General features: G+C 65.9%; 22 protein-coding genes. 11 read left to right on the top strand and 11 right to left on the bottom strand.

The genetic code is table 11. The features are described 5' to 3' along the window. Nucleotides 1-14: 14 nt before the first annotated feature. The 10 genes from QW845_RS18460 to QW845_RS18415 are packed head-to-tail and all read right to left on the bottom strand — an operon-like array spanning nucleotide 15 to nucleotide 8,172. Nucleotides 15-653, bottom strand: a complete 639-nt coding sequence (locus QW845_RS18460) for a hypothetical protein (RefSeq protein ID WP_315802986.1) — start codon at nucleotides 651-653, stop codon at nucleotides 15-17. Further along, entirely contained in the window at nucleotides 653-1,216 is a 564-nt protein-coding gene (gene gspM, locus QW845_RS18455; protein ID WP_315802985.1) for a type II secretion system protein GspM, read from the bottom strand. The genes QW845_RS18460 and gspM overlap by 1 nt, the downstream gene beginning before the upstream one ends. Continuing rightward, nucleotides 1,213-2,283 carry a PilN domain-containing protein gene (locus tag QW845_RS18450; RefSeq protein WP_315802984.1) on the bottom strand — a complete coding sequence of 357 codons (1,071 nt, stop codon included), beginning with the start codon at nucleotides 2,281-2,283 and terminating at the stop codon, nucleotides 1,213-1,215. Before QW845_RS18450 ends, gspM begins: the two co-directional genes overlap by 4 nt. After that, on the bottom strand, nucleotides 2,280-3,224 hold the full coding sequence (locus tag QW845_RS18445) for a type II secretion system protein GspK (RefSeq protein WP_315802983.1): 945 nt from the start codon (nucleotides 3,222-3,224) through the stop codon (nucleotides 2,280-2,282). The genes QW845_RS18450 and QW845_RS18445 overlap by 4 nt, the downstream gene beginning before the upstream one ends. After that, nucleotides 3,224-3,946 (bottom strand): type II secretion system protein, encoded by a 723-nt coding sequence (locus QW845_RS18440; protein WP_315802982.1) that lies wholly within the window; start codon nucleotides 3,944-3,946, stop codon nucleotides 3,224-3,226. Before QW845_RS18440 ends, QW845_RS18445 begins: the two co-directional genes overlap by 1 nt. Then, nucleotides 3,946-4,344 (bottom strand): type II secretion system protein, encoded by a 399-nt coding sequence (locus tag QW845_RS18435; protein WP_315802981.1) that lies wholly within the window; start codon nucleotides 4,342-4,344, stop codon nucleotides 3,946-3,948. The genes QW845_RS18440 and QW845_RS18435 overlap by 1 nt, the downstream gene beginning before the upstream one ends. Beyond that, entirely contained in the window at nucleotides 4,337-4,801 is a 465-nt protein-coding gene (locus tag QW845_RS18430; RefSeq protein ID WP_315802980.1) for a prepilin-type N-terminal cleavage/methylation domain-containing protein, read from the bottom strand. Before QW845_RS18430 ends, QW845_RS18435 begins: the two co-directional genes overlap by 8 nt. Further along, nucleotides 4,794-5,276 (bottom strand): type II secretion system major pseudopilin GspG, encoded by a 483-nt coding sequence (gene gspG, locus QW845_RS18425; RefSeq protein ID WP_315802979.1) that lies wholly within the window; start codon nucleotides 5,274-5,276, stop codon nucleotides 4,794-4,796. Before gspG ends, QW845_RS18430 begins: the two co-directional genes overlap by 8 nt. A gap of 20 nt (nucleotides 5,277-5,296) precedes the next feature. Further along, entirely contained in the window at nucleotides 5,297-6,508 is a 1,212-nt protein-coding gene (locus QW845_RS18420) for a type II secretion system F family protein (protein ID WP_315802978.1), read from the bottom strand. Between the two features lie 8 nt (nucleotides 6,509-6,516). Beyond that, nucleotides 6,517-8,172 (bottom strand): GspE/PulE family protein, encoded by a 1,656-nt coding sequence (locus tag QW845_RS18415; protein ID WP_315802977.1) that lies wholly within the window; start codon nucleotides 8,170-8,172, stop codon nucleotides 6,517-6,519. Between the two features lie 255 nt (nucleotides 8,173-8,427). Between QW845_RS18415 and gspD the strand changes: the two genes are divergently transcribed. The 4 genes from gspD (at nucleotide 8,428) to QW845_RS18395 (ending at nucleotide 14,735) form a co-directional block, all read left to right on the top strand. Further along, complete coding sequence (gene gspD, locus QW845_RS18410) at nucleotides 8,428-10,731, top strand: type II secretion system secretin GspD (RefSeq protein ID WP_315802976.1); 2,304 nt, start codon at nucleotides 8,428-8,430, stop codon at nucleotides 10,729-10,731. 25 nt (nucleotides 10,732-10,756) lie between these two features. Continuing rightward, on the top strand, nucleotides 10,757-11,251 hold the full coding sequence (locus tag QW845_RS18405; protein WP_315802975.1) for a tetratricopeptide repeat protein: 495 nt from the start codon (nucleotides 10,757-10,759) through the stop codon (nucleotides 11,249-11,251). Nucleotides 11,252-11,498: 247 nt separating this feature from the next. Next, complete coding sequence (locus QW845_RS18400; protein WP_315802974.1) at nucleotides 11,499-13,373, top strand: alkaline phosphatase family protein; 1,875 nt, start codon at nucleotides 11,499-11,501, stop codon at nucleotides 13,371-13,373. Between the two features lie 243 nt (nucleotides 13,374-13,616). Beyond that, nucleotides 13,617-14,735 (top strand): hypothetical protein, encoded by a 1,119-nt coding sequence (locus QW845_RS18395; RefSeq protein WP_315802973.1) that lies wholly within the window; start codon nucleotides 13,617-13,619, stop codon nucleotides 14,733-14,735. 73 nt (nucleotides 14,736-14,808) lie between these two features. On the opposite strand, the gene QW845_RS18390 is transcribed toward QW845_RS18395, so the two are convergent. Continuing rightward, a complete protein-coding gene (locus tag QW845_RS18390; protein ID WP_315802972.1) occupies nucleotides 14,809-15,678 on the bottom strand; it encodes a ferritin family protein in 870 nt (289 codons plus the stop codon). A gap of 205 nt (nucleotides 15,679-15,883) precedes the next feature. Between QW845_RS18390 and QW845_RS18385 the strand changes: the two genes are divergently transcribed. The 7 genes from QW845_RS18385 to QW845_RS18355 are packed head-to-tail and all read left to right on the top strand — an operon-like array spanning nucleotide 15,884 to nucleotide 24,808. Next, on the top strand, nucleotides 15,884-18,184 hold the full coding sequence (locus QW845_RS18385) for a 4Fe-4S binding protein (protein WP_409997936.1): 2,301 nt from the start codon (nucleotides 15,884-15,886) through the stop codon (nucleotides 18,182-18,184). 10 nt (nucleotides 18,185-18,194) lie between these two features. Continuing rightward, complete coding sequence (nosZ, locus tag QW845_RS18380; RefSeq protein WP_315802970.1) at nucleotides 18,195-20,120, top strand: TAT-dependent nitrous-oxide reductase; 1,926 nt, start codon at nucleotides 18,195-18,197, stop codon at nucleotides 20,118-20,120. Between the two features lie 3 nt (nucleotides 20,121-20,123). After that, the gene (locus QW845_RS18375; RefSeq protein ID WP_315802969.1) at nucleotides 20,124-21,515 is read left to right on the top strand and encodes a nitrous oxide reductase family maturation protein NosD; all 1,392 of its coding nucleotides are present in this window, start codon (nucleotides 20,124-20,126) and stop codon (nucleotides 21,513-21,515) included. Beyond that, nucleotides 21,512-22,432 (top strand): ABC transporter ATP-binding protein, encoded by a 921-nt coding sequence (locus QW845_RS18370; RefSeq protein ID WP_315802968.1) that lies wholly within the window; start codon nucleotides 21,512-21,514, stop codon nucleotides 22,430-22,432. Before QW845_RS18375 ends, QW845_RS18370 begins: the two co-directional genes overlap by 4 nt. Further along, on the top strand, nucleotides 22,429-23,259 hold the full coding sequence (locus tag QW845_RS18365) for an ABC transporter permease subunit (protein ID WP_315802967.1): 831 nt from the start codon (nucleotides 22,429-22,431) through the stop codon (nucleotides 23,257-23,259). Before QW845_RS18370 ends, QW845_RS18365 begins: the two co-directional genes overlap by 4 nt. Next, complete coding sequence (locus QW845_RS18360) at nucleotides 23,256-23,813, top strand: nitrous oxide reductase accessory protein NosL (protein WP_315802966.1); 558 nt, start codon at nucleotides 23,256-23,258, stop codon at nucleotides 23,811-23,813. The genes QW845_RS18365 and QW845_RS18360 overlap by 4 nt, the downstream gene beginning before the upstream one ends. Further along, nucleotides 23,810-24,808, top strand: a complete 999-nt coding sequence (locus QW845_RS18355) for an FAD:protein FMN transferase (RefSeq protein WP_315802965.1) — start codon at nucleotides 23,810-23,812, stop codon at nucleotides 24,806-24,808. Before QW845_RS18360 ends, QW845_RS18355 begins: the two co-directional genes overlap by 4 nt. The last annotated feature ends 4 nt before the right edge of the window (nucleotides 24,809-24,812 follow it).

Here is a 24,812-nt window from a genome sequence, read left to right as displayed (position 1 = left end):
GTAAGCCGCTGACCTCAGCGCGCCCGCCGCGCCATCCGCTCGCGTCCGGCCTGCGGCGCCGGCGGGGTCATCGGTCCCGCCTGCACGTCGCCGCTGCCGGCTGTGCCGAGCTGCGGCATTTGCAGAGTGACGGTCTCCGGCGCCTTCAGCAGCGAGGCTTCACGCGGTCGCAGCGACTGCAGCACCCATCCCTCATGCGAAGCGCCGACCCGCAAGCGCAGCGATGCCTGCGACGCCGCGTCGACGAAGATGCCGAAGCTCTCCTCGTCGCCGATCACCGTGCCGACGAGCTGCAGATTTGGCCGTTCCGGCTCCCTCGGCGGCGCAGGCGGCGGCGCCCGCATCACCGTGACGGGTGCGGCAACCGGCGGCGGCCGCCGCGACGCCGAGAAGATCGGACGATCACGTGTCGCCGAAAGGGTACTGATCGGAACATCCCACAGCGGGTTGGCACTCCTGCCCCCCGGAGCTTCTGCGCTGGGAGCTTCTGACATGGCGGCCGGCGGTTCGGAGGCGCCGGGCGCGGGCGCGGCCTGAACGGGCGTGGCCGGCTCGAGACCATCCGCCGTCTCGCTCCAGGCACGGCTGAGCGAAGCTGCAAGCACGCACACGGTGGCAAAGGTGACGAGGCCCGAGCCTACGAACGATCGCATCACGATTTTCCTTGCCATTGACCCGACACGGTGACCAGCACGGTCAATCGTCCCACGCCGCCGGCTGCGGCGGCCAGCGGCTGCTGCACATGCAGTTGATCGACGAAGAGAAACGGCAATCCGGCCTCGAGATCATAGAGCAGCTGCTGCAACGCCGGCTGTTCGAGCTCGCAGCTTGCCACCACGCTGATCAGGTTGGTGTTGGCGCGTGCCGCCGGCAGCTCGACCTGGGTCGACAGCACGCTGCCGCCGACCTTGCTGATCGCCTCCGTGAGGCGCTGGACCAGCGCCGCGCCCGCGATGGTGACCGTTCGTCCCTCCACGAACACCGATCCACCCGGAGCCGTCGCGCTGCCTGCGGCGGAATTGCCGGCTGGCCGTTTGCGTCCGGAAAACTGCGCCAGTTGCGCGTTGGTGTCATTGAGCTGGTCGCGCCTGGCGACGAGATCGACGACCCCAGCGGCACCAAGCCAGAGCAGTGCGACAATGGTCGCCGCATAGAGGATCGCAGAAACGGCCGGTGAGTTCACGAACATGCGGCGCAGCGATGTCGACCAGTTCATGCCCGGTCTCCGAAATAGGCGTTGATGCGCGCCTCGATGTGGAAGCGCTCGCCCGCTTCGCCGGCGGTGCGCGTCGTCGGCGCGTAGAAGGTGGCGCGGCTGAACTGCGGCGACTGCTCGATCAGCCGGATCAGCGCGGGTGCATCCTGGGTCAGGCCGGATATCTGCAGCCGATCGTTCTCGACATGCATCTCGACGACATACGTCCCGTCGGGGAGGATCTTCGACAACGTGTCGAGCACGATCACGCTGGCGGGGCTGGTCTGCTTGCGCTTGGCGAGCAGCCCGTCGGCGGCGGTGGCGCCCATCGCGGGCCGCAGCGCCGCACGCAGCCGCGTGACCTGCGCCTGTGCGTCCTCGATCTCGCCATCGAGATATCCACTGATCAGCGTCGTCGCGATCAGCAGCACCGCCGTGGTCGCAGCGACCGACAGCCAGCTGAGCTTGAGCACGCGCCCGAGATCACGGCCGCCGGCAAGCGACGAACGCAGCGACGTCTTGAAGATCTGGATCGGACCGCCATCGGTTGGGCCGACGTCGGCGGTGATGACGAGCTTGGCAATGCCGACCTGATCGGCAAAGGCGAGCAAGGGCTGGACCAGAGCGCGCGGCGTTGCCGCGAGCGTCAACGCGATCCGATCACTGGCTGCGCGCGGGGCGCTGTAGCCGTAGAGGACCTGTCCGAGATTCCACGGCGTCAACCTGCCGATCTGGGTCCGGATCATGCCGTCCAGAAAAGGCTCCGCCTGCTTGGGAAAGTCGAGAGGCCGGATCAGGACGTTCTCGGCGGCCAGATGGATGTCCAGGACAGCACCGCGCAAGGTTCGCAGCCACTCCGGCGAGAGCCCGACCTGCGCCGCTCCCAAAGCCGGATTCAGCCGTGCCGCCGCCAGCATCGGTCTCGCCTTCGGCGGCGTCTGTACCGTCATGACGATCGCTTCTGGCTGATCGTAGCGGATCACGACTCGCGGGCGTCTGAGCTGCCGATCGGCGACGGCCTCGATCGCTGTAGCGACGCTTTCCGTCCACACCGTCAGTCCGCGCTCGATCGCTTCGGTCAGCTTCATGGCATCCTCCGCGCCTGAAGCGCTCCCCTCGGCTGCGGTCCCTCGTCCTGGCGCGCCAGCAGCCGATAGGGCTCCTCGCCTTCGCCGGGAACGATCACCGCCGTCGCAGTGTGACGAAGCCCGCCCGCCGGACCGACGACGATGCGCAGCCGATAAGCCTTGCTTTTGCCCTTGGCGGCGTCCTTCGCAGCAGGCCCCAACATCTTGGCGAGCGTATCGGCATCCTGTGACAACGACGCCCGTGCATTGAGGAAATCCTTCAGGATCAGCGGCGTCATTCCCGGCAATGCGGCAACGACCTCCGGCGCCGCGATCGTCGGATCGATTCCCGGAGAACCGTTGAAGACGGTGACCAGCGGAAGCACCCGATCAACCAGCGATGCGGGAAGGCCGAGGACGAGCGACAGCTCGCCGACATGCGCGAATGGCGCCAGGCGCGGCACCCGCTTGAGACCGGCCGCCGCATAGCGCGCCTCCTCCGCCTGCGCCTTGGCGGTGTCGGACGGCTTGGAGCGCCACGCAACGATCCGCTCGGCATGATCCTTGGCAGCATCGCGCTCGACGCCCAGCGTGACGAAGAGATTTTCGAGCATGTCCTTGGACGCGGTATTGAGATCGATCCGCGCCGCTTCGTTGACGAACGAGACCGCAATGTCGTTGCCTGCAAGCGCCAGGCGGAAACCGCCCTGCCTCGGCCGCTCCTCGTCCTTGGACAGCAGCAGACGATACGCCGACAGTTCGATGGCCGCCGAGACCAGCGCATCGGCCTCGACCGCCTCGTCCTCGAGCCGCAGCAACCGCGCCGAGCTGCCGAGTTGCTGCGAGACGACAACGACCAGGGCCGCCAACGCCGCAAGCATCCACAGCGCCGCGATCAGGATGAAGCCATCCTGTGCGCCGCGCCTCTGGGCAGAACCTCTGGTAAAGGAGCGAACCAGCATCAGTCGATCGGCTCGCTCTTGTTCAGCTGCGGCGGGTCGCCCGCACCCGCCGACGGATTCGCGGTGCCTGCCGCTCCGGGATCCGCAAAGCCGCCGCCCGGCGCATCGACGTGAATACGGACTGCGCTGACGAGAACGGCGGCACCGCCACGGCTGTCGTCATAAACCGTCATGCGCACGGCGGATGGTAGCTTGGTCGCATCGCGCCACTCCGACGTCCACGCCATCGTCCCGTCGGCATAGGCGAACGACATCCGGAACGGCGCCGACAGCAGCACCACGGGATCGCGGAACCGGAAATGCTCGGTCACGGGCTGGCCGACCGGCACGGGCTCGAACATGGCACGCGATCGCCGCAGAGCGCGTTCGCCCCTGCTCCCTTCCTCGCCGATGCGCACGATGTCGAGACCATGTCCGGCATTGGGGCCGAGTTCGGCGCGCACGAACATCGCCGAGACCTCGTCGCCCACGAACAACGGTCCCTTCTGCTCGCGATTGGCCGAGACGAACTGCACGACAGCGAGATCATCGCCGACCCGCCGCAGCGCAGCGGCCACCATCTCGGCGCGCTGGACGCGATCCAATCCGCGCTTCCACGCCGGCAGCCATTGCGACGTCACCGCGGCAAGCGCCGACAACACGATGCCGGCGATCGCGAGCGCGCCGAGTGCCTCGATCAGTGCGAAGCCCTGCTCTCGGGATCGATCGGATCGGGCGGTCATCATCGCGCTCCTCGCGCCAGGCGAACCGTCTGCACATCGGCGACCGCGCCCGAGCCGGTCTTGACGCGCAAGGTCACCGCCTCCGGGATCCAGCCGGTCTGTCCCACCGGCTCATTCCAATCGCCGCCGAGCGGCCTGAGCAGCAGCACCACCGACCCGGAGCCGGAGCGCTGATCGATGCTGCCCGGCTGCAGCCGGCCGCGATCGGCCAGCATCGTTGCCAACGCCAGCCTCATGTCGGTGACCAGAGTGACATGCTGTTCGAGCTTGCGAACGCTGGCCGCGTTGCGCGACACCACGGCGCCGATGGCGATGATCGACACGCTCACGATGGCAAGCGCGACGAGCACCTCGATCAGCGAAAATCCGGCTTCACTCCGGCGGTCGATCTCAACCATTGGCGAGCACGCGCGAGACAATGTCGATCCTCCCCGTCAGCCAGTTCACCCTGATCTCCAGGCTCAGATCGGCGCGCGACAAGGTGATGGCGCCGCCGCAGGACAGCCCGTCAGGAAAGAAGGTGATGGTCGCCAGCACCGGCCGATGCTGGCAACTGCGCGGCAACGTCGCCAGGAATGCGACGTCGTCGGGCAGCTTCAGCGCAGCCGCGCTGCTGCCGGAGCGGATCAAGCGGCGCGACGTGTCGATCTCCGTGTCGACGCGCGCGCCGGTCCGCATCGATGAGGCACGGTCCGACTTCAGCAGTGTCGCCGCCTGCAACGCGTAGGCCTGCAGCCGCGGCCGCGACGTCTGCCGCGGCAGATAAGGCAGCGCGACGGACGCCAGCAGCGCGACGATCGCGAGCACGCAGACCATCTCGAGCAGCGTAAAGCCGCGCTGGCCGCCGTCATTCACTGCGCGCGCTCGTCTGCGTCGGCGTTCCCAGCACGATGTCCGCCGCCGTCCCGCTGCCGCCTTCCTGGCCATCGGCACCGTAGGACAGGATGTCGTACGGGCCGTGATCGCCCGGTGCGCGGTAGACATAGGCCGTATTCCACGGATCCTTCGGCACTGCCCCGCCCTTGAGATAGGGACCGTTCCAGGCGCTCAACCCGGCCGGCCGTTGCGCCAGCGCCGCGAGGCCTTCCGAGGTCGAGGGGTAGCGGCCGGCATCGAGATAGAACAGGTCGAGCGCCGCCGAGAAGCTCTGCAACTGGATCCGCGCCGCCTTGGTCTTGGACTCGCTGAGATAGTTCAACACGCGCGGGCCGATGAGACCCATGATCAGCCCGATGATCGTGATCACGACCAGCATCTCGACCAGCGTGAAGCCGCGCTCGTGTTCACGGTCGGCACTCTTGGCCGGCTTGCTCTGCGTGTCCGATCTCATGTCATTCTCCTTGGTAGTCATCAGCCGACCAGTTGCGTCACAGAAAGCAAAGCCGTCATGATCGAGACGATCAGGCCGCCGACAACCACGCTGATGAGCAGAATGGCGGCGGGGCCGACGATGCCGACGACGCGATCCAGGCCGCGCTGCAGCTTGGCTTCGTAGAACTCAGCGATCCGTGTCGACAGCGTCGGCAACTGGCCGGTCTCCTCGCCGAGCCGCAGCATGCGCAGCGCCATCGGCGGCAGCATGTTGTCGGCCGACAATGCCTGGGACAGCTTGCCGCCGTGACGGACGCGATCCGCGGCTGCCGACCAAGGCGCACGCGACGACGTCACGGCCATCACATCGACGAGAATGCGAAGGGCCGCGCTCAGATTGACGCCGCAGCCGAGCAGCAGGCCGAGATTGCGGCAGAACAGGCTGGTCCGATAGAACAGCAGCAGGCTGCCGATGCCGGGCATGACGGCCACGACGCTGGCCAGGCCGGCGCGAACCGCGGGCTGACGCAACAGCCACCAGCCTGCCGCGAGCAGCGCCGCACAGCCGAGTGCAATCGCGGCTGCATTGGCGCGCAGCAGATCCGACAGCGTCATGAAGAAGCCGAGCGCCGTATCGGTACGGCCACCGAAGTCACGCAGCACGGCCGAGAAATTCGGCAGCACGGCCACGAGAAAGAACAGCATCACGCCGATCGCCGCGAGGAACACGAAGGCAGGATATTGCATCGCGTCGGTCAATTTGCGGCGCGTCGCCTCCGACCGCTCGCGTTCGCCGGCCAGCGCGGTCAGCACGTGATCGAGTGTTCCCGACGATTCGCCGACGCGCATCAGCGCGACATACATCGGCGAGAACAACTGCGGCTGGGCGGCCGCCGCATCGGCGAAGCTTTCACCGGCCATGATCGCCGCACGCAGCCGCGCCACCACGGGACGGAGGCGGCCGATATCGGAATCGCCGGACAACAGATCGAGCGCGTCGTCGAGCCGCGCGCCGGCCTTGAGAAGCAGGGCCAGGTCGCGCGTGAACGTGGTCACTTCAGTCGCGGACGGAGCGCCGAACGAGAGCCCGGACGCAGCGCCGGTCCGCTCCTTTTTCTCCTCCACGGTTTCGATCGGCAGAAGTTGCAGATACGAGATGCGCCGTTCGACCTCGCTGCGCGACGGCGCGACGAGAGATCCGACGACGATTTCACCGGACTGCGTCAGAGCGCGATAGCGGTAGCTCGGCACGATCCACCTCACCGCGCCACGAGGACACGAAGCAGCTCGGAGGCCGAGGTGACGCCGGCGCGGCACTTGGCGACGCCGTCGTCGAGCATCGTCGTCATGCCTTCCCGGATCGCCAGCCGATCGATCGCGAGGCCGTCGGCACTATCCGCGATCAGCTCGCGCAGGCCGGTGGTCAGCTCGAGCAGCTCGAACACGCCGACCCGGCCGCGATATCCGCTCTGGCCGCATCGCTCGCATCCCCTCGGGTGCCAGGTGATGTCGCCGGGGACGAGGCCGAGATGACCAAGACGTGGATCCTGGCGGCATGTCTCTTCATCGAGCGCCTCCGGCGCCTTGCAATGATCGCAGAGCTGACGCACCAGCCGCTGCGCGATCACCGCGCGCAAGGTGGAGCGCAACAAGAAGCCTTCGACACCAAGATCGAGCAGGCGCGGCACCGCCGCGGCCGCGGTTTCGGTGTGCAGCGTGGTCAACACGAGATGGCCGGTCAGCGCGGCATGGACCGCGACATGCGCCGTCTCGCTGTCTCTGATCTCGCCGACCATGATGACGTCGGGGTCCTGACGCACGAAGGAACGCAGCGCGCTCGCGAAAGTCAGCCCGATCGCCGGCTTGATCTGCGACTGGTTGATGCCGGGAATCTCGTACTCCACCGGATCCTCGACGGTGAGGATCTTGCGCTCCGGCGTGTTGAGCAGCGACAGGATCGTCGCCAGGGTCGTGGTCTTGCCGCTGCCGGTCGGCCCCGTGATCACGATCATGCCGTGGGGTAGCGTGATCAGGCGCCGGAGTGCGGCGTCGTCCTGGGTGGCGAGACCGAGACGGCTCGCGACGAGCTGCGAGCGATCCTTCGGCAGGATGCGCAGCACCGCCGATTCGCCGTGCTGGGTCGGCATGATCGCAACGCGAACGTCGATCTCGGCGCGGCCGGCGCGGATGCGCGCGGCGCCGTCCTGCGGCAGCCGCCGCTCGGCAATGTTGAGGCCGGCAACGATCTTGATGCGCGAGATCACCGCCTGCGGCAACACGCCCGCGGGCGCCGCGATCGGACGCAACAGGCCGTCGACGCGCAGCCTGACCACGAGCCCGGTCGAGAACGGCTCGATGTGGATGTCGCTGGCGCGCATCTCTACGGCCTTCTCGATCAGATCGTTCACCGCGCGGACGACCGGCGCGCCGCTGGCGAGATCGCGGAGACTCTCGATGTCGTCGTCGCGCAGCTCCTGCGCCGGCGAGATGTCGGGCTCGCCGGAATCCTCTAACCGCTGGTCCAGGACAACGGCGATATCCTCATGCGAGGCGACCTTGAAGAGAGTCTGCGGGCCGAGCACCAGCTCCGCGGCCCGGCGCACGGCCTGATCGGTCGGATCGGCCATCGCGAACACGGCGGCGCCGTCAGAATCCTTGTAGGGATAGCCGAGCACCTCGCGGAGGAAGCGGTCGGAGAACTCGCTCACCGCGGGCAGTGCCGCCAGCAGTTCGCGCAGTGCGACGCGCTCCAATCCGGTGAAGCCGGCGACCTCCTCCGCGAAAACGTCGGCGGTCAGGCCGAACCTGTCCCAGAGCGCGATCTGCGTTTCGGCCGCAGCTCCGCCTTCGCCCGCCGCCTGGGGATGGCGCTCGCGAAGATAGGCATGGAATTGGGTCGACAGTGTACCGCTCATGGCGTGATCCGGGTGGCGCCCGTGCCGGCCCATCGTCTCGGCACGCCGCTACTGGTGACCCACGTTATTGATCGCGAACATGACGGCCGTACGAATGCCGGAGGCGCCGACATTTCAGACACACACGCGGCGCAAAGGTCGGACGGCAGCCGCCAATTATACATAAGTGTCATATTGGACCGTTATGCAGGCTGCGCGGTCAAACCGAGGCGCTGCCCCGTTTCGGCCGGTCAACACGAGTAGATCGGTAAGTCCATGTTTGGTATCGGCAATCGAAGCCAGTCCGCTGCGGTTGTCAGACATGCCTCGTTGCTGGCGATCGCGGTGCTGCTCGCCTCCTGCAACATGGCAACGCTCAATTCCCAGGCCAGCGCGCCTGCCGATGTCGATGTCATCGACAAGGTGCGCTCGCTCGACATCCTGCCGCGCGACAATGCACCGGTCGCATCGATCCAGGGACGCCCCGAGGTCGAGCGCGCGAGCGCGCGGACCTATCAAGGGACCACGGTTCAGGAGGTCGCCGAGGTCAGACCGCTGCCGGCGGCGGACGGCAAGGGCTATGATCTCAATTTCGAGAACACGCCGATCGCAGTGGTCGCGAAGGTCGTGATCGGCGACATCCTCGGCGCGGGCTACGCGATCGATCCCCGCGTGCAGGGCAGCGTCAGCCTGGTGTCGGCGCGGCCGGTGCCGAAATCAGACATCCTGTTCGTGCTGGAGAGCGCGCTGCGCCTGTCCGGCGTCGTGCTGGTCCGCGAAGGCGGTGGCTACAAGCTGACCCCGCTCGGCGACGCCATCGGAGCCGGACGCGTCGACGGCGAAGCCGGCCGCGCCGAGCCCGGCTACGGCGTCTCCGTCGTGCCGCTGCAATATGTCGGTGCGCAGACGATCCTCAAGCTGATGGACAGCTTCGCGACCCGCGCCGGCAGCGTGCGCGCCGACACCACCCGGAACCTGCTTCTGATCCAGGGCACAGGAGCCGAGCGACGCTCCGCGATCGAAACCGTGATGAGCTTCGACGTCGACTGGATGCGCGGCCAGTCCGTCGGCATCTTCCCGGTCAGCAATTCGGCGCCAGAGCCGTTGATGGCGGAGCTGGAAAAGATCATGGACTCTGGTGAGAACGGATTGAGCCAGAATCTCGTCAAGCTGCAGGTCGTCAATCGCCTGAACGCGATCATGGTCGTGACGCGCAAGCCGGCGCTGCTGCAGAGCGCGGCGACCTGGATCCGCCGGCTCGATCAGGCCGACTCCGGGCGCACCAGCGTCCACGTCTACCGGGTCCGCTACGGCGACGCGCGCCAGCTCGCCAAGGTGCTCACCGACATGTTCGGCGGCGCCGGCTCGTCCTCCACCGACAGCGCCGACGGCCAGGCCGCGCCGGGCTCCGACGGCACGACGACTTCGGTCGCCGATCGGCTCTCCTTTAACACCAATGCAGCCGGCTCATCGAGTTCGAGCGCCAATCCGACGAGCAGATCCCAAGGCGGTGGTCTCTCGGGCATGTCATCCTCGAGCACATCGTCCTCCAGCAGCACGCCGTCCTCGACCGGGCTGGAGCCTCGCAGCAGTGGTGCTGGCGGAGGCCAGGCCATCATGCCGAATGTCCGGATCACCCCGGACACGGTGAACAACTCTCTGCTCATCTATGCCGACCGCGAGAACTACCGCATCATCTCCAGCACGCTGCAGCAGCTCGACCAGCCGGTGCTGCAGGTCGGCATCGACGCGACGATTGCCGAAGTGACGCTCACCAACGAGCTGTCCTACGGCGTGCAGGCCTATCTCTCGAGCAAGGTGCTCGGCCTCGGGACCGACAAGGGGTCGATCACCAATACGCAAGCCACGTCGGTGGCCACGGCCACGACATCCGCGGCGACGACGGCCTTGATCAACCGCGCTCTGCCCGGCTTCAACTTCCTGATCGGGCACGAAGCCTCGCCCAACATGATCCTTGACGCACTCCATACTGTCACTAGCGTCAAGGTGCTCTCCAATCCCTCGCTGGTCGTGATCAACAACCAAACCGCCACCCTGCAGGTCGGAGACGTCGTGCCGGTCTCGACCGGCAGCGCGACCGTACTGTCGTCGAGCAATACTGTCGTCAACACCATCGACTATCGCAACACCGGCATCATCCTGCGCGTCGTGCCGCGCATCGCCGCCAACGGCAATGTGCGACTCGAGGTCGAGCAGGAGATCAGCAACGTCGCGGCCCAGACCGCCACGAGTCTCACGCCGACGGTGTCGCAGCGCAAGGTCAAGAGCGCGATCTCCGTCGCCAACGGCCAGACCGTGCTGCTGGCCGGCCTGATCAGCGAGCAGCAGAACGGCAATCGCAACGGCATTCCGGGCTTCGACGAGATCCCGGTTCTTGGCGACGCGTTCTCGCATCAGGGCAAGAAGGGCACACGGACCGAGCTCATCATCTTCATCCGGCCGCAGATCATTCGCGACGGCAGCGATGCGCATCAGGTGGCCGAAGAACTCCGTTCCAAGCTCCGCGGATCGGTCGGAGCGAGCATCACGGATGATTTGCGTGTCCGCACCACCCGCTAACCCCAAGCAAGTGATTCGGTCGACGATGCGGCGCGTCGCCATCGTCTGCACCGCAGCCAGCCTGCTGCTGGGTGCACTGGCCTCGCCCGTTCGCGCAGATTCGGTCAGCACCGCACGGATCGCCTATGCGCGCGGCGACTTCGTCCGCGCCGTCCGCGTGCTGACAGCGCCCGCGCTGCGCGGCGATCCGCGCGCCCAGGCGATGCTGGGTTTCATGTATGAAAACGGCTTCGGGACCCCGCAGGCCTATGAGGTCGCCAGCGATCTCTATTGCCAGGCCGCGGCAGCCGGCAATCCGTTCGGCCAGGCGATGCTCGGCTTGATGTATGACAAGGGACATGGCGTTCCGCAGGACGTCGTGCTCGCCTACAAATGGCTCAACCTCGCCGCCGGGCATGCCAGGTCGACTCAGCGCAGCTATTTCCTGCGGCTTCGCAACGCCGTGGCCTCGAAGATGTCGGCCAGCCAGATCGCCCAGGGCCAGGCCCTCGCGCTGGACTGGGTGCCGGGCCAGCTCTGACCAGCATCGCCAGTTCATAGCTCGGCGAAAGCCGGTCCCTGCAGCGTTGGAGTGAAGACGGCCCGGCACGCGATGCTGGGCCGATGCGATGGGGCGCATTTGTCTCCTGTGCTCGCGCAGCTCGGCTGCATTTCACAAAACCGAAGCAAGACCGACACCGCATTGCAATTTGTTGCCGCGATAAATTGCCGCAGGCGAGCCGGCATCAGCCTGTGCGCGCCGCTACCCCACTCCGTCCGGAGATGTCATGTCCAGAACAGTCACCCGGTCCAAGGCGCTTGCCCTTGCGACCACTGCCGTCTTTACCGCGACCAGCGTCGCGCCAGCCTTCGCCGGAGCGGCGACGAGCACACCGATCGAGCACGTCATCATCATCGTCGGCGAAAACCACACGTTCGACAATCTATTCGGCACGTACAAGCCGAAGCCGGGGCAGACGATCGACAATCTGCTCAGCAAGGGAATCGTCAACGAAGACGGCACGCCGGGCCGGCACTTCAAGAAGGCAGAGCAGCGGATCGGCCGCGACGAGGTTCGCTATACTGCCGAGACCGCGTCCACGGGCGCCTATGCGACGCTGCCGCAACCCTACACCACCTATGGAATCGGCCTGCCGCAGAACGTCCTCGACACCCGTTTCCCGGCCAATCTTCCCAATGGGCCGTACCAGATTTCGAAATACGTCTCATACGCCGCTTATACTGGAGATCCGGTACACCGCTTCTTCCAGATGTGGCAGGACATCGACGGCGGCAAGCACGACAAGTTCGTGTGGGTCGAACAGACCATCGGCACCGGGTCGAACGGGCAGCCTTATCCGTCCGGCGGGTTCAACCCGATGGAAGGCGCCATCTCGATGGGGTTCTACAACATGAACCCGTTCACCGACGCCTCCGGCAAGGCCCAGCCGGGTGACGCGCCGTTCTTCAAGCAGCTCGCCGACGAGTACGCGATCAGCGACAACTATCACCAAGCGATCATGGGCGGCACCGGGGCCAACTTCCAGGCCCTCGTCACCGGCCACGCTGCGTTCTTCACCAATCCCGAGACGCTGAACGGCACCCCCGCCGTGCCCTACGCCAACCAGATCGAGAATCCCGATCCCGTCCCCGGCACCAACAACTACTACAAGCAGGACGGCTACAGCGGCGGATCCTACGTCAACTGCTCCGACCCAAGCGCGCCCGGCGTTGCCGCCGTCAACGAGCAGCTGTTCAAGAACGGCGTCACCAGCAACAACTGCGCGCCGAACCACTATTACCTCGTCAACAACTATAGCATGTTCTGGAACCAGACCAGCGCCAAGTCGAACGCGCTCGGCTCGGACAAGTTCGTGCTGCCGCCGCAGAGCGCGCCGACCATCGCCGACGTGATGACGGCGAAAGGCGTTTCTTGGAAGTACTACAGCGCCGACCGCGGTGACGACACCACCACCTTCGCCAGCAGCGTCGACGGCGTGCCGCTGCTGTTCCACTCCTATTGCGGCATCTGCGACCCGCTCACCGGCTTCAACAAGATCATGAAGACCCCGGCGGAGGAAGCCAAGCTGCAGAACTACGGCGCCTTCGTGAAGGACGTGCAGAACAACACGCTGCCGGCGGTGTCGTTCGTGCGTCCGTTCGAGGCGCTCGCCGGTCATCCCGCCGATTCGACCACGGATCTCTACGAGAAATTCCTCGAGGCGCTGATCAATCGGGTCAAGGCCAATCCTCAGCTCTGGGCCAAGACTGCGATCTTCATCACGACCGACGAAGGCGGCGGCTACTACGACTCCGGCTATGTCCAACCGGTCGACTTTCTCGGCGACGGCACCCGGATCCCCTTCATCCTGGTCTCGCCGCTGGCCAAGAAGGGCCATGTCGACCACACCTATTACGATCACGTGTCGCTGCTGAAATTCATCGAGCGCAACTGGCGGCTGCCCACGATCTCCGCCGTCAGCCGCGACCGGCTGCCCAACCCGATCCATGACCGGGATGACCACCGCTATGTGCCGAAGAACCGTCCGGCGATCGGCGACCTGATGAACCTGTTCGCCTTCAGCGACGACGATGGTGACCACGATCATGACGGCGGCTGGCACCACCACGACCACGACGGACACTCCGGCGACGATCGCTGATCGACCGAGCGTCCACGGCTGACATCATTGCCGTGAAAAACAGCCCGCCGCAGACGATGCGGCGGGCCTTTTTGCGTCGCCAGCTGCGACAATCTCTCAGTGACGCACCGATCCGCAACATCGTGAATCCGTCAGCGGATTGTCAGCTGATCGTCACGCCCCCGTTATCGACCCTCCGCATCGTCCCGCCGCCGCTTGAGTGAAGCGGCGCGATACAACCGAGGTCTTGGGGGATCTTGCAGAATGTCACTTCGATCATCATTCAAATCTGCCTTTCACGAACTGCTCACATTGTCGGTCACGGTGTCGTTGCTCGCGTTCGCCGCTGCCGCGCCAAGCCTCGCGCACGACCACGGCTTCGACGACGATGACGACAGCTACGCCATCGGCCTTTGGGGCGACCTACCCTACTCCACCTTGCAGGCCACCGTCGGCGTCCCGAACCTGATCGCGGACATGAACGCCCACCGGCTGAAGTTCACGGCGCATGACGGCGACCTGAAGCAGGGCTCCAATTCCGCCTGCGATGCCGGCCTCTACGCCCAGGCGCTCGCCTTCTTCAACAGCCTGGAGGCACCGGCCATGTTCACGCCGGGCGACAACGACTGGGTCGATTGCGATCGCCCGTCGAACGGCGGCTTCAACTCGCGCGACCGGCTCGACTACGAGCGCAAGATATTCTTCTCGACACCGTTCTCGCTCGGCCAGCGCAAGCTGCGCCAGGAGGTGCAGACCGATCCGCTGTGCCTCAGCGCCAATGGCACCAAGGTCGGTTGCGTCGAGAATCGCCGCTGGACCCTCGGCCGCGTGACCTATGCGACGCTCAACATCCAGGGATCCTGCAACAATCTCTGCGACACCAACCCCGATCCGGACGAATACAATGCGCGCAATGCGGCCGTGATTCTGTGGATGCAGCAGACCTTCGCTGAAGCCAAGAGGCGCAATTCCGCTGCGGTGATGTTCATCACCCAGGGCAACCCGGGCTGGGACCAAGCCGACCCGACGCGTGCGCCGCTGCGCGATCCCAAGACGCTCGCCGAAACCGACGGGCAGCCCGATGGCTTCGTCAGCTTCCTGACTGCGCTGCGTACCGAGGTCGAGGCGTTCCGCAAGCCGGTCGCCTACGTCCACGGCGATTCCCACTACTTCCGGATCGACCAGCCGTTCCTCAACGCTGCCGGCCAGCGGCTTGAGAACTTCGTTCGCGTCGAAACGTTCGGCGACAATCAGGGCAATGGCAACAACGACGTGCGCTGGCTCAAGGTGACCGTCGATCCGCGCAGTCGCGACGTGTTCTCCTTCCAGCCCGTCACGGTGCCGGCGAACCGCACCGCCGTGCCGGCGCCGACCCGCAACTGAGCCTCATGATGACCGGGTCGTCCAGCCTGGCTGGGCGACCCTTGTCTTTCGCCGAGCAGCGCTGCAGTCGGACTCAACCGAGCGACCGCAGCCAGGCCAGCCGCGCGATCGCCTGCGACGCCAGCCGCTGCATGAGACCGAGCCGGTCCGATTCGGTCGCTCGCTCCGCATGCTCCAGATACGCGTCCGCGAGCGCTTCCGCCAGCACGGCTGCATCGGCTTGCGCGGGCCCAGCCGGCAGGCGCAACAGGCCCGCAACGTCCGATGCCATTGCCGCGGCTTCGCGCGCAAGCTCGCCCACGCGATCTGCCGGGCGGCCTGCGGCGCGCGCCGCCATCGCGTCGAGCAGCTCGGCGAGTCGACGCTCCAGCCGGCCGGCGTCGATCGTGCCGGCGTCCGACGCCACTGACGCCGCGCGCCTGGCGTCGGTCTCAAGATGATAGGCACGGCGCCGCTCCTTGCGCAGCGTCGCGACATGACCGAGCTCCTCCCGCGCCATGGCCTCGGACGCCCTCTTGACCTCGGGAACATCGTTAAATGCGGCGAGATAGGACCAGAACGCGAAGGCCCGTTCCTCGTTGCGCACCGCCATCGACAGCGCGCGGTAAGGAGTCATCAACCGCGAATCCTGAATTTCGCGCGCCGCGCCGGGCTCAAAGGTCTCCGGCGGCTGCCAGCGCACCAGCGACGCATCGGGGGCGCGCCCCGTACGCGCTTGCGACCATTGCGCGACACTGTCGACATGCTCGCGCTCGGCCGCGGCCAGCCTCGCGAAGACGTCGGCCAGATCGAGCCGGCCTTGACGCTGCATCTCTCCGGACAGCTCGTCGTAGCGATCGGCCGCCTCCTGCTCCATCGCATTCGCGAGCGCGAACAGCTCGTCGATCGAATGCAGGTTCCCGGCCGGTTCCGACTTGAGCGAGAGCGTGCGTGACAACAACATATAATAGTCCGCCTGATTGTCCGGGCCTGTTTGATCCAGCGCAACGTCCGTCGGATTGCGACCCACTAGACAACCGGCACGATAAGGAGTCAATTTAGCCTGACTCTATCTCAGGGATTGTCAATGGCGACGATCCTTCCTTCCCGAAACAGTCCTGACTGGAATACGGCTCCTTCGTGGGCCGGCCGTTCCGCTTGAGGTGATCATGGTTGCGAGTGATGTCGCCACCAATCGGTGGCGCATGCCTGCTATCTTGGTAGCAATCCTCATCGGGCTCTGCGCCATCGCGGCCCCGCGCGCAGCACATGCGGCCGGCGATCTCGCAACCTACCTCTCGAAGATCACGCCGGGCAATCTCTTCCCCAATGCGGACCGTTTCGGCGTGCCGCAAGGCGAGCCGCCGATCATGCCGGTGTATCGCGGCGATCAGCTCAAGGGTTACGTCTATCTCAACTCCGATTTCGCCAATTCCGTCGGCTATTCGGGCAAGCCGATCCACATCCTCGTCGGCATCGATCCCAAGGGCGTCATCACCGGGCTGAAGCTGGTCGATCACAAGGAGCCGATCGTGCTGATCGGCATTCCCGAGCCACGCATCGTTGCCGCACTCAACGGCCTGCTCGGCAAGGACATGATGCCGATTGCGCAAGGCGCAGAACACGCGCCGCAGGCCGACATCGTCTCAGGTGCAACGGTCACCGTGCTGGTGATGCACGACAGCATCGTGCGCGCGGCCACGCGCCTGATCCGCAGCGGCCGCATCGGTGCCGGCGCTGCGGCGAGCGCCGCCGCGGCACAGCCGGGCGTGACCAAGACGGTCGATCCCGACAAGAGCGAGATCCGCGACTGGAGCAGCCTGCTCGGCGACGGCTCGGTGCGGCGCCTGCACCTCAGCATCGGCGACGTCAACGATGCGTTCGCCAAGTCGGGCAATGCGGCGGCCGCGCAAAGTCCGGAGCCCGGCGATGCCGGCGACACCTTCGTTGATCTGTATGTGGCCATGGTCAGCGTGCCCACCATCGGCCGCAGCCTGCTCGGCGACGAGGGCTATCAGCGACTCAAGCAGCGATTGCAGCCCGGACAGCAGGCGATCGTCGTCGCCGGCGACGGCATCTACTCGTTCAAGGGCTCCGCTTATGTCCGAGGCGGCATCTTCGACCGCATCGAGGTGCTGCAGGAGGGCGGAAGCACACGGTTCCGCGACAAGAACCACATGCGCCTCGGTGCGCTGGCCGCGGCCGGCGCCCCTGCCCTGCGCGAGATCGGACTGTTCGTCACGCCGCCCGAATTCACGCTCGACCCGACCGAGCCATGGCAGCTCCAGCTCCTGGTGCAACGAAGCACAGGCAGCCACGACAAGGCGTTCCTGACTTTCGATATCGACTACACGGTGCCCGACGCCTACTTGAAGCAGCAGACGCGCCCCGCTGTGCCGGCAGCGAAGGCGACGACCGCACGTCCCGCCCCAGCCACGGCGCAACCGGTCGCCGACGACACCGAAGAGCCGTTATGGATGCGCATCTGGCGCTCGCAGATGGTCGCCATCGGCATCACCGCGCTGGCGCTGGCCGTGCTCACGGGGATCTTCTTCTTCCAGAACGTTCTGGTGCGCCGTCCCCGGCTCTACACCTGGGTCCGCCGCGCCTATCTCCTGTTCGTGCTGGTCTGGCTCGGCTGGTACGCCAACGCCCAGCTCTCGGTCGTCAACGTCGTCACCTTCGTCAACGCGCTGCTGACCGGCTTCCATTGGGAGTTCTTCCTCGCGGCGCCCTTGATCTTCATCCTGTGGGCGGCAACGGCGGCTGGACTGCTGTTCTGGGGCCGCGGGCCGTTCTGCGGCTGGCTCTGTCCGTTCGGCGCGCTGCAGGAGCTCACCAACACAGTGGCAAAATGGCTCAAGGTGCCGCAGATCACGGTACCCTGGGGTCTGCATGAGCGTCTCTGGCCGATCAAATACATCATCTTCCTCGGCCTGTTCGGCCTGTCGCTTTATTCGGTCGCGCTCGCCGAACAGGTCGCGGAGGTCGAGCCGTTCAAGACCGCGATCATCCTGAAATTCTCGCGCAGCTGGCCGTTCGTGCTGTATGCCGCGGCGCTGCTCGGCATTGGCCTGTTCATCGAACGCTTCTTCTGCCGCTATCTCTGCCCGCTGGGCGCGGCACTGGCGATTCCCGGACGCATCCGCACCTTCGAATGGCTGCGTCGCTGGAAGGAGTGCGGCTCGCCCTGCCAGCGCTGCGCCAAGGAATGCCCGGTGCAGTCGATCCATCCCGAGGGACACATCAACGTCAATGAATGCATCTACTGCATGCATTGCCAGGAGCTCTACTACGACGATCAGCGCTGCCCGCACATGATCCAGGTCCGGCTCAAGCGCGAGAAATTCGAGGCGATGTCATCGCCGTCGATGCGCGCCGCGAAATCCGGTCCGAAGACCGTGATCACCCATGCCGGCCAGCCGATGGCGGCGACGGCCCCCTCCAACGATCTCACCCATCCATCATAAGGAGACGACGATGGCGCAAGACGACGACCAGACAAAAATCAGCCGCCGGCGGATCGTCGGCACCGCCGCACTGGGCGCGGCCGGCGTAGCCGGCAGCATTGGACTTGGCAAGAGCGTCGAGACCGCGCCGGCCGCCGCGCAACCACGTTCGGCCCAGGGCGCCGGCAAGGCGGAGGTCGCCCCCGGCGAGCTCGACGAATACTACGTGTTCTTCTCCAGCGGCCAGACCGGCGAGCTGCGGATCATCGGCATGCCGTCGATGCGCGAGCTGATGCGCATCCCCGTCTTCAACCGGTGCAGCGCCACCGGCTGGGGCCAGACCAACGAGAGCCGCAAGATCATGACCGAGGGGCTGCTGCCGGAGACGCGCGAGCGGCTCAAGGACAGGCTCGGCATCTGGATGAACGGCGACTGCCACCATCCGCACATGTCGTTCACCAATGGCACATATGACGGCCGCTACATCTTTATCAACGACAAGGCCAACACCCGCCTCGCCCGCATTCGCACCGACGTGATGAAATGCGACAAGATCATCGAGCTGCCGAACCAGTACACCATCCACGGCATGCGGCCGCAGAAGTTCCCGCGCACCGGCTACGTGTTCTGCAACGGCGAATATGAGGTGCCGCTACCGAATGACGGCAAGGTGCTCGACGACAAGTCGAAATACTGGTCGATGTTCTCGGCCGTCGACGGCGATACCATGAAGGTTGCCTGGCAGGTGATCGTCGACGGCAATCTCGACAACACCGATTGCGACTACCAGGGCAAATATGCCTTCTCCACCTGCTACAACTCGGAAAAGGGCGTTACCTTGGCCGAGATGACGGCAAGCGAGCAGGACTGGGTGACGATCTTCAACATCAAGCGCATCGAGGAAGCCGTCAAGAAGGGCGACTTCAAGGAGATGAACGGCGTTCCCGTCATCGACGGCCGCAAGGGCTCGCCCTACACGCGCTACGTTCCGGTCTCGAACAGCCCGCACGGCCTCAACACCGCCCCCGACGGCATCCATGTCGTCGCCAATGGCAAGCTGGCGCCGACGGTCACGGTGATCGACGTCCGCCTGATCGACAACCTGTTCGACGACAAGATCAAGCCGCGCGACGTCGTCGTGGCCGAGCCGGAGCTCGGCCTCGGGCCGCTGCACACCGCCTTCGACGGCCGGGGCAATGCCTACACTACGCTGTTCCTCGACAGCCAGGTCTGCAAATGGAGCATCGATCTCGCCAAGCGAGCCTTCAAGGGCGAGAAGGTCAACCCCATCATCCAGAAGCTCGACGTCCACTATCAGCCGGGCCACAACCACGCTTCGATGGGCGAGACCAAGGAAGCCGACGGCAAATGGCTGCTGTCCTTGAACAAGTTCTCCAAGGACCGCTTCCTGAATGTCGGGCCGCTGAAGCCGGAAAACGACCAGCTGATCGACATCACCGGCGACAAGATGGAGCTGGTGCACGACGGCCCGAGCTTCGCCGAGCCGCACGACGCCGTCATCGTGCACCGCTCCAAGCTCGAGGGCCGCGTGACCTCGATCTGGAAGCGCGACGACCCGTTCTTCGCCGACGCCCGCAAGCAGGCCGCAGCCGACGGCGTCACACTGGAGAGCGACGCCAAGGTGATCCGCGACGGCAACAAGGTGCGCGTCTATATGTGGTCCAGCGCGCCCGCCTATGCGCTCGAGAAGTTCGAGGTCAAGCAGGGTGACGAGGTGACCGTCTATGTCACCAACATCGACGACGTCGAGGATCTGGTGCACGGCTTCTGCATCGTGAACTACGGCGTCAACATGGAGATCGATCCGCAGCAGACCTCGTCGGTGACGTTCATCGCCGACAAGCCCGGCGTGTACTGGTATTTCTGCACATGGTTCTGTCACGCCATGCACATGGAAATGCGCGGGCGCATGCTGGTCTCGCCGCAGAACGCGTGAGCGATGCGGCGCATGCGCCATATCATGACTCTGGGGCTGGCGGCGCTCGTCGTCGCCGGCCTGCCCTTCCGCGCAACGGCGGCGACACGACAGGTCGCGGCCGATATTGCCGACTTGCAGGACGTCCTCGATCGCGCGGCCGACGGCGATGAGATCGTGCTGGCCGCAGGCACCTATCGCGGGCCGCTGCGGATCTCCCATCGCCTGACACTGACAGGCGCGCATGGCGCGGTGATCACCGGCGATGGGCATGGGAGCGTCATTACCGTCGCGGCACCGGGTACCGTCATTCGAGGCTTCGTCCTCAAAGGATCCGGCCGCTCGCTCGAGAAGATGGATTCCGGCATCTTCGTCGACCAGGGCGCGCACGACACGCTGATCGAGAACAACCGGATCGAAGGCAATCTGTTCGGCGTCTATCTGCACGGATCAGCCAATGCCATGGTCCGCCACAACAGCATCATCGGCCTGCGCGCGACGCTGCCCGGCGGCACCGGCAATGGCGTTTCGGTCTGGAACGCGCCGGGCGCCAAGGTGATCGACAACGACATCCGCTATGGCCGCGATGGCGTGTTCGCCATTACCAGCCGCAACAACACGTTCAGCCACAACCGCTTCAGCGAGCTGCGCTTTGCCGTCCACTACATGTACGCCAATGACGGCGAGATCACCGGCAACGTCTCGGTCGGCAACATCATCGGCTATGCGATGATGTTCTCGAAGAACCTGGTCGTGAAGGACAACGTCTCAGACCACGACCGCGATCGCGGCATGCTGTTCAACGCGACCAACGGCTCGCAAATCTCCGGCAACAGCGTGATCGGCGGCTTGCAGCCGGCGGAGCGCTGGGCGACCGCCGAGAACCGCGGCACCGACGAAGGCGTGCCGCTGACCGACAAGAGCGTGTTCACGCCGAGCGGCGGCGTCCGTCCCGGCCCCGAGAAATGCGTGTTCATCTACAACACGAACAATAATCGTATCACCAATAACTGGTTCGAGGGCTGCGAGATCGGCGTGCACTTCACCGCCGGCTCCGAAGGCAACGACATCCGGGGCAATGCCTTCGTCAACAACGCCAGCCAGATCAAATATGTCGGCACCCGCCATCTCGACTGGTCGAAGAACGGCCGCGGCAATTACTGGAGCGACAATCCCGGCTTCGACCTCAACGGCGACGGCGTTGCCGACACCGCCTACCGGCCGAACGATCTGATCGACCGCGTGCTGTGGACGGCGCCGGCCGCCAAAGTCCTGATCAACAGCCCGGCCGTGCAGGTCATCCGCTGGGCGCAGGCGCAGTTTCCGGCGATCCTGCCCGGCGGGGTGGTCGATAGCCATCCGCTGATGTCGCCACCGCCGGCGCGCCGCACTGCCGCCGGGAGCAGCGCCCGATGAGCGCGACCGTCCATATCGCCGAGTTGATCAAGCATTACGGCAAGGTCGAAGCCGTCAAGGGCGTGTCGTTCGATCTCGCGGCCGGAGAGATGGTGGCCCTGATCGGCCACAACGGAGCCGGCAAGACCACGCTGATGAAGATGATGCTCGGCCTGATCCGGCCGACCAAGGGCACGATCGCGCTGCTCGGCGAAAACCCGGCCGCCGGCGAGTTCTCCTCGCGGCGTCGGCTCGGCTATCTGCCGGAGAACGTCGCCTTCGATGCCGCGCTCACCGGCCGCGAGACGCAAACCTTCTACGCCCGCCTCAAACGCGAGCCGGTGAGCGGCGCACTGGCGCTGCTCGATGTCGTCGGGCTGGGCGACGCTGCCGGGCGCCGCGTCAATACCTACTCGAAGGGCATGCGCCAGCGGCTTGGCCTGGCGCAGGCGCTGATCGGCCGGCCACGCGTGCTGCTGCTGGACGAGCCGACCACCGGTCTCGATCCCGAACTGCGCCAGACGTTCTACGAGGTGATCCAGAAGCTCGCCGCCGAGGGCACGACGGTGCTGCTGTCATCGCATGCGCTGACCGAGCTGGAGGAGAGGGCCGGCCGTGTCATCATCATGAACAAGGGACTCAAGGTCGCCGACGGCACGCTCGACGAACTGCGCCGCCTCGCGCGACTGCCGACTCGGATCCGGGTCAAGGTCGCTGACCTGCCGCTATCCGGCCGGCCCTCGTGGCTGCCGGAGGCGACCTCCTATCGTCGGATCAACGGCCACATCGTCGAGATCGACGCGGCGCCGGACGAGAAGATCGCTCTGCTGCGCCGTGCGACGGCCGAGGGCACCGCCGTGCAGGATCTCGAGCTCATCCCGCCCAATCTCGACGAGCTCTACGCGCATTTCCTGCGCCACGCGGAGCGTTCGCAATGAATGCCGTGATCACCATCGCCGCGAAGGAAATCCAGCAGGCGATCCGCAACCGCTGGGTGCTGGCGTCGACCCTGCTGCTGGCAGGGCTCGCGCTGTCGCTGACCTTTCTCGGCAGCGCACCGACTGGCACCGTGGGCGCGCGCGCACTCGACGTCGTCATCGTCAGCCTGTCGAGCCTGACTATCTTCCTGATCCCGTTGATCGCGCTTTTGATCTCGCATGACGCCATCGTCGGCGACATGGAGCGCGGCACCATGCTGCTGCTGCTCAGCTATCCCGTGGCGCGCTGGCAGGTGCTGCTCGGCAAGTTCCTCGGACATCTTGCCGTGCTCGCCTTCGCGACCTGCCTCGGCTATAGCGCAGCCGCGGTGGCGCTGCTGATCGCCGGCAGCCACTTCGACAGCGACGGGCTCACGGCCTTCGCCGCGATGATCGGCTCCTCCGTTCTGCTTGGCGCGGTGTTCGTCGCGATCGGCTATCTGGTCAGCGCAGTCGTGCGCGACCGCGGCACCGCAGCGGGTGTCTGCATTGGCCTGTGGCTCGCGCTCGTCCTGATCTACGACATGGCGCTGCTCGGCCTTCTGGTCATCGACCAGGGCCGCAACGTCTCCGGCGGCCTGCTCAGCGCGCTGCTGCTGCTCAACCCGACCGACGCCTACCGGCTGTTCAACCTGACCGGCTTCGCCAATGTCAGCCTGTTCTCCGGCATGGCCGGGCTCGCCGGCAGCAGTACGCTGTCGGTTGAGGTGCTGCTCACCGCGTTGGTGCTGTGGACGTTGGTGCCGCTCGCAGGCGCCGCGCTGGCCTTCTCCCGGAGAGAGCTATGAAACGCCTCGCTTACGCCGGCGCGCTCATCGCCGCCTTTGCGCTCGCCGCCTGCAACGACAAGCAGGCCGCCGCGCCGCCGCCGCCGGTCAAGCTGACGGCGGAGGCGATCGGGCATTATTGCGGAATGAACCTGCTCGAGCATTCCGGCCCCAAGGGACAGATCTTCGCCGCCAGCCTGATCGAGCCGGTGTGGTTCTCCTCCGCGCGCGACGCCATCGCCTTCACGATGCTGCCCGACGAGCCCAAGGACATCCAGGCGATCTACGTCTCCGACATGGGCAAAGCCGCGAGCTGGGACAATCCGGGCGCCGACAATTGGGTCGAGGCGCGCAAGGCGGTGTTCGTGATCGGCAGCCGGGTCAGGAGCGGCATGGGCAGCGACGAGGCGGTGCCGTTCTCGGATCGGAGCGCGGCCGAGCGATTCGCTGCCGAGCACGGCGGCCGCATCGTCGGCTTCACCGAGGTGCCGCGCGACTATGTGCTGAGCTCGCCCGACGACAACGCCGGCGCGATCGAGCCGGGCCACAAGGACACGCCTGAGGTGCAACGATGACAAATCAGCTCTCGCGTCGGCGCTTCATCCGCATCAGCGCCGCATTGGCGGGCCTCGCGGTCGCTCCTTCCAGGGCGCATGCGGCCGACAGCACAAGCGGACTGGTCGAATGGCGCGGCACGCTGCTCGGCGCCGTCGCCACGATCAAGCTTCATCACCGCGACCGGCAAGAAGCCGAACGGCTGATCACGGTCTCGATCGGCGAAGCCCGGCGGCTCGAGCGCCTGTTCAGCCTGTATCTGGAGCAATCGGCGCTGGTGACGCTGAACCGCACCGGCGTGCTGGTGGACCCCGCGCCCGAGCTGGTCGACATCCTCACACGCTCGCAGCGCTACGCCGCGATGACCGACGGCCGCTTCGACCCGACCGTGCAGCCGCTGTGGACGCTCTACGCCGATCATTTTTCGCGCCCGGATGCCAATCCCGACGGCCCGCCGCAGGCGGCCGTGCAAGAGGCGCTGACGCGGGTCGGCCATCAGCGGCTGAGCGTCAGTCGCGATCACATCGTCATGCCGCGCGGCATGGCGCTCACCCTCAATGGCATCGCGCAGGGCTATGTCACGGACAGGATCGTCGAGCTGCTGCGCGGCGAGGGTGTACAGCACAGCCTGGTCGACATGGGCGAAGCCCGCGCCATCGGCGCACGGCCGGACGCGCGGCCCTGGGAGGTCGGGATCGCCGACCCTGACAATCCCGATCGGATCGCCGCGATGCTACCGATCATCGATCGGGCCGTATCGACGTCAGGCGCCTATGGCCTCCGCTTCGATCCACAAGGCCGCTTCAATCATCTGTTCGATCCGCACAGCGGCGGCTGCGCGCAGCGCTATCGCAGCGTGACCACGGTCGCCGGCAATGCAACGGCGGCGGACGCGCTCTCGACCGCGTTCAGCCTGATGTCGGAGCCCGAGATCCGTGCACTGCTGCCCCGCACCGAGATCGAACGTGTTCACCTGATCGACGCGGCTGGAGCCGCAGTCGACCTCGTCGGCTGAGTCC

The organism is Bradyrhizobium sp. SZCCHNS3002, from assembly GCF_032377435.1.
In the GTDB taxonomy this organism is placed as follows: Bacteria; Pseudomonadota; Alphaproteobacteria; order Rhizobiales; family Xanthobacteraceae; genus Bradyrhizobium.
Note: the sequence above shows the minus strand (reverse complement) of the source record. Positions and strands in the feature narration are given on the sequence as shown.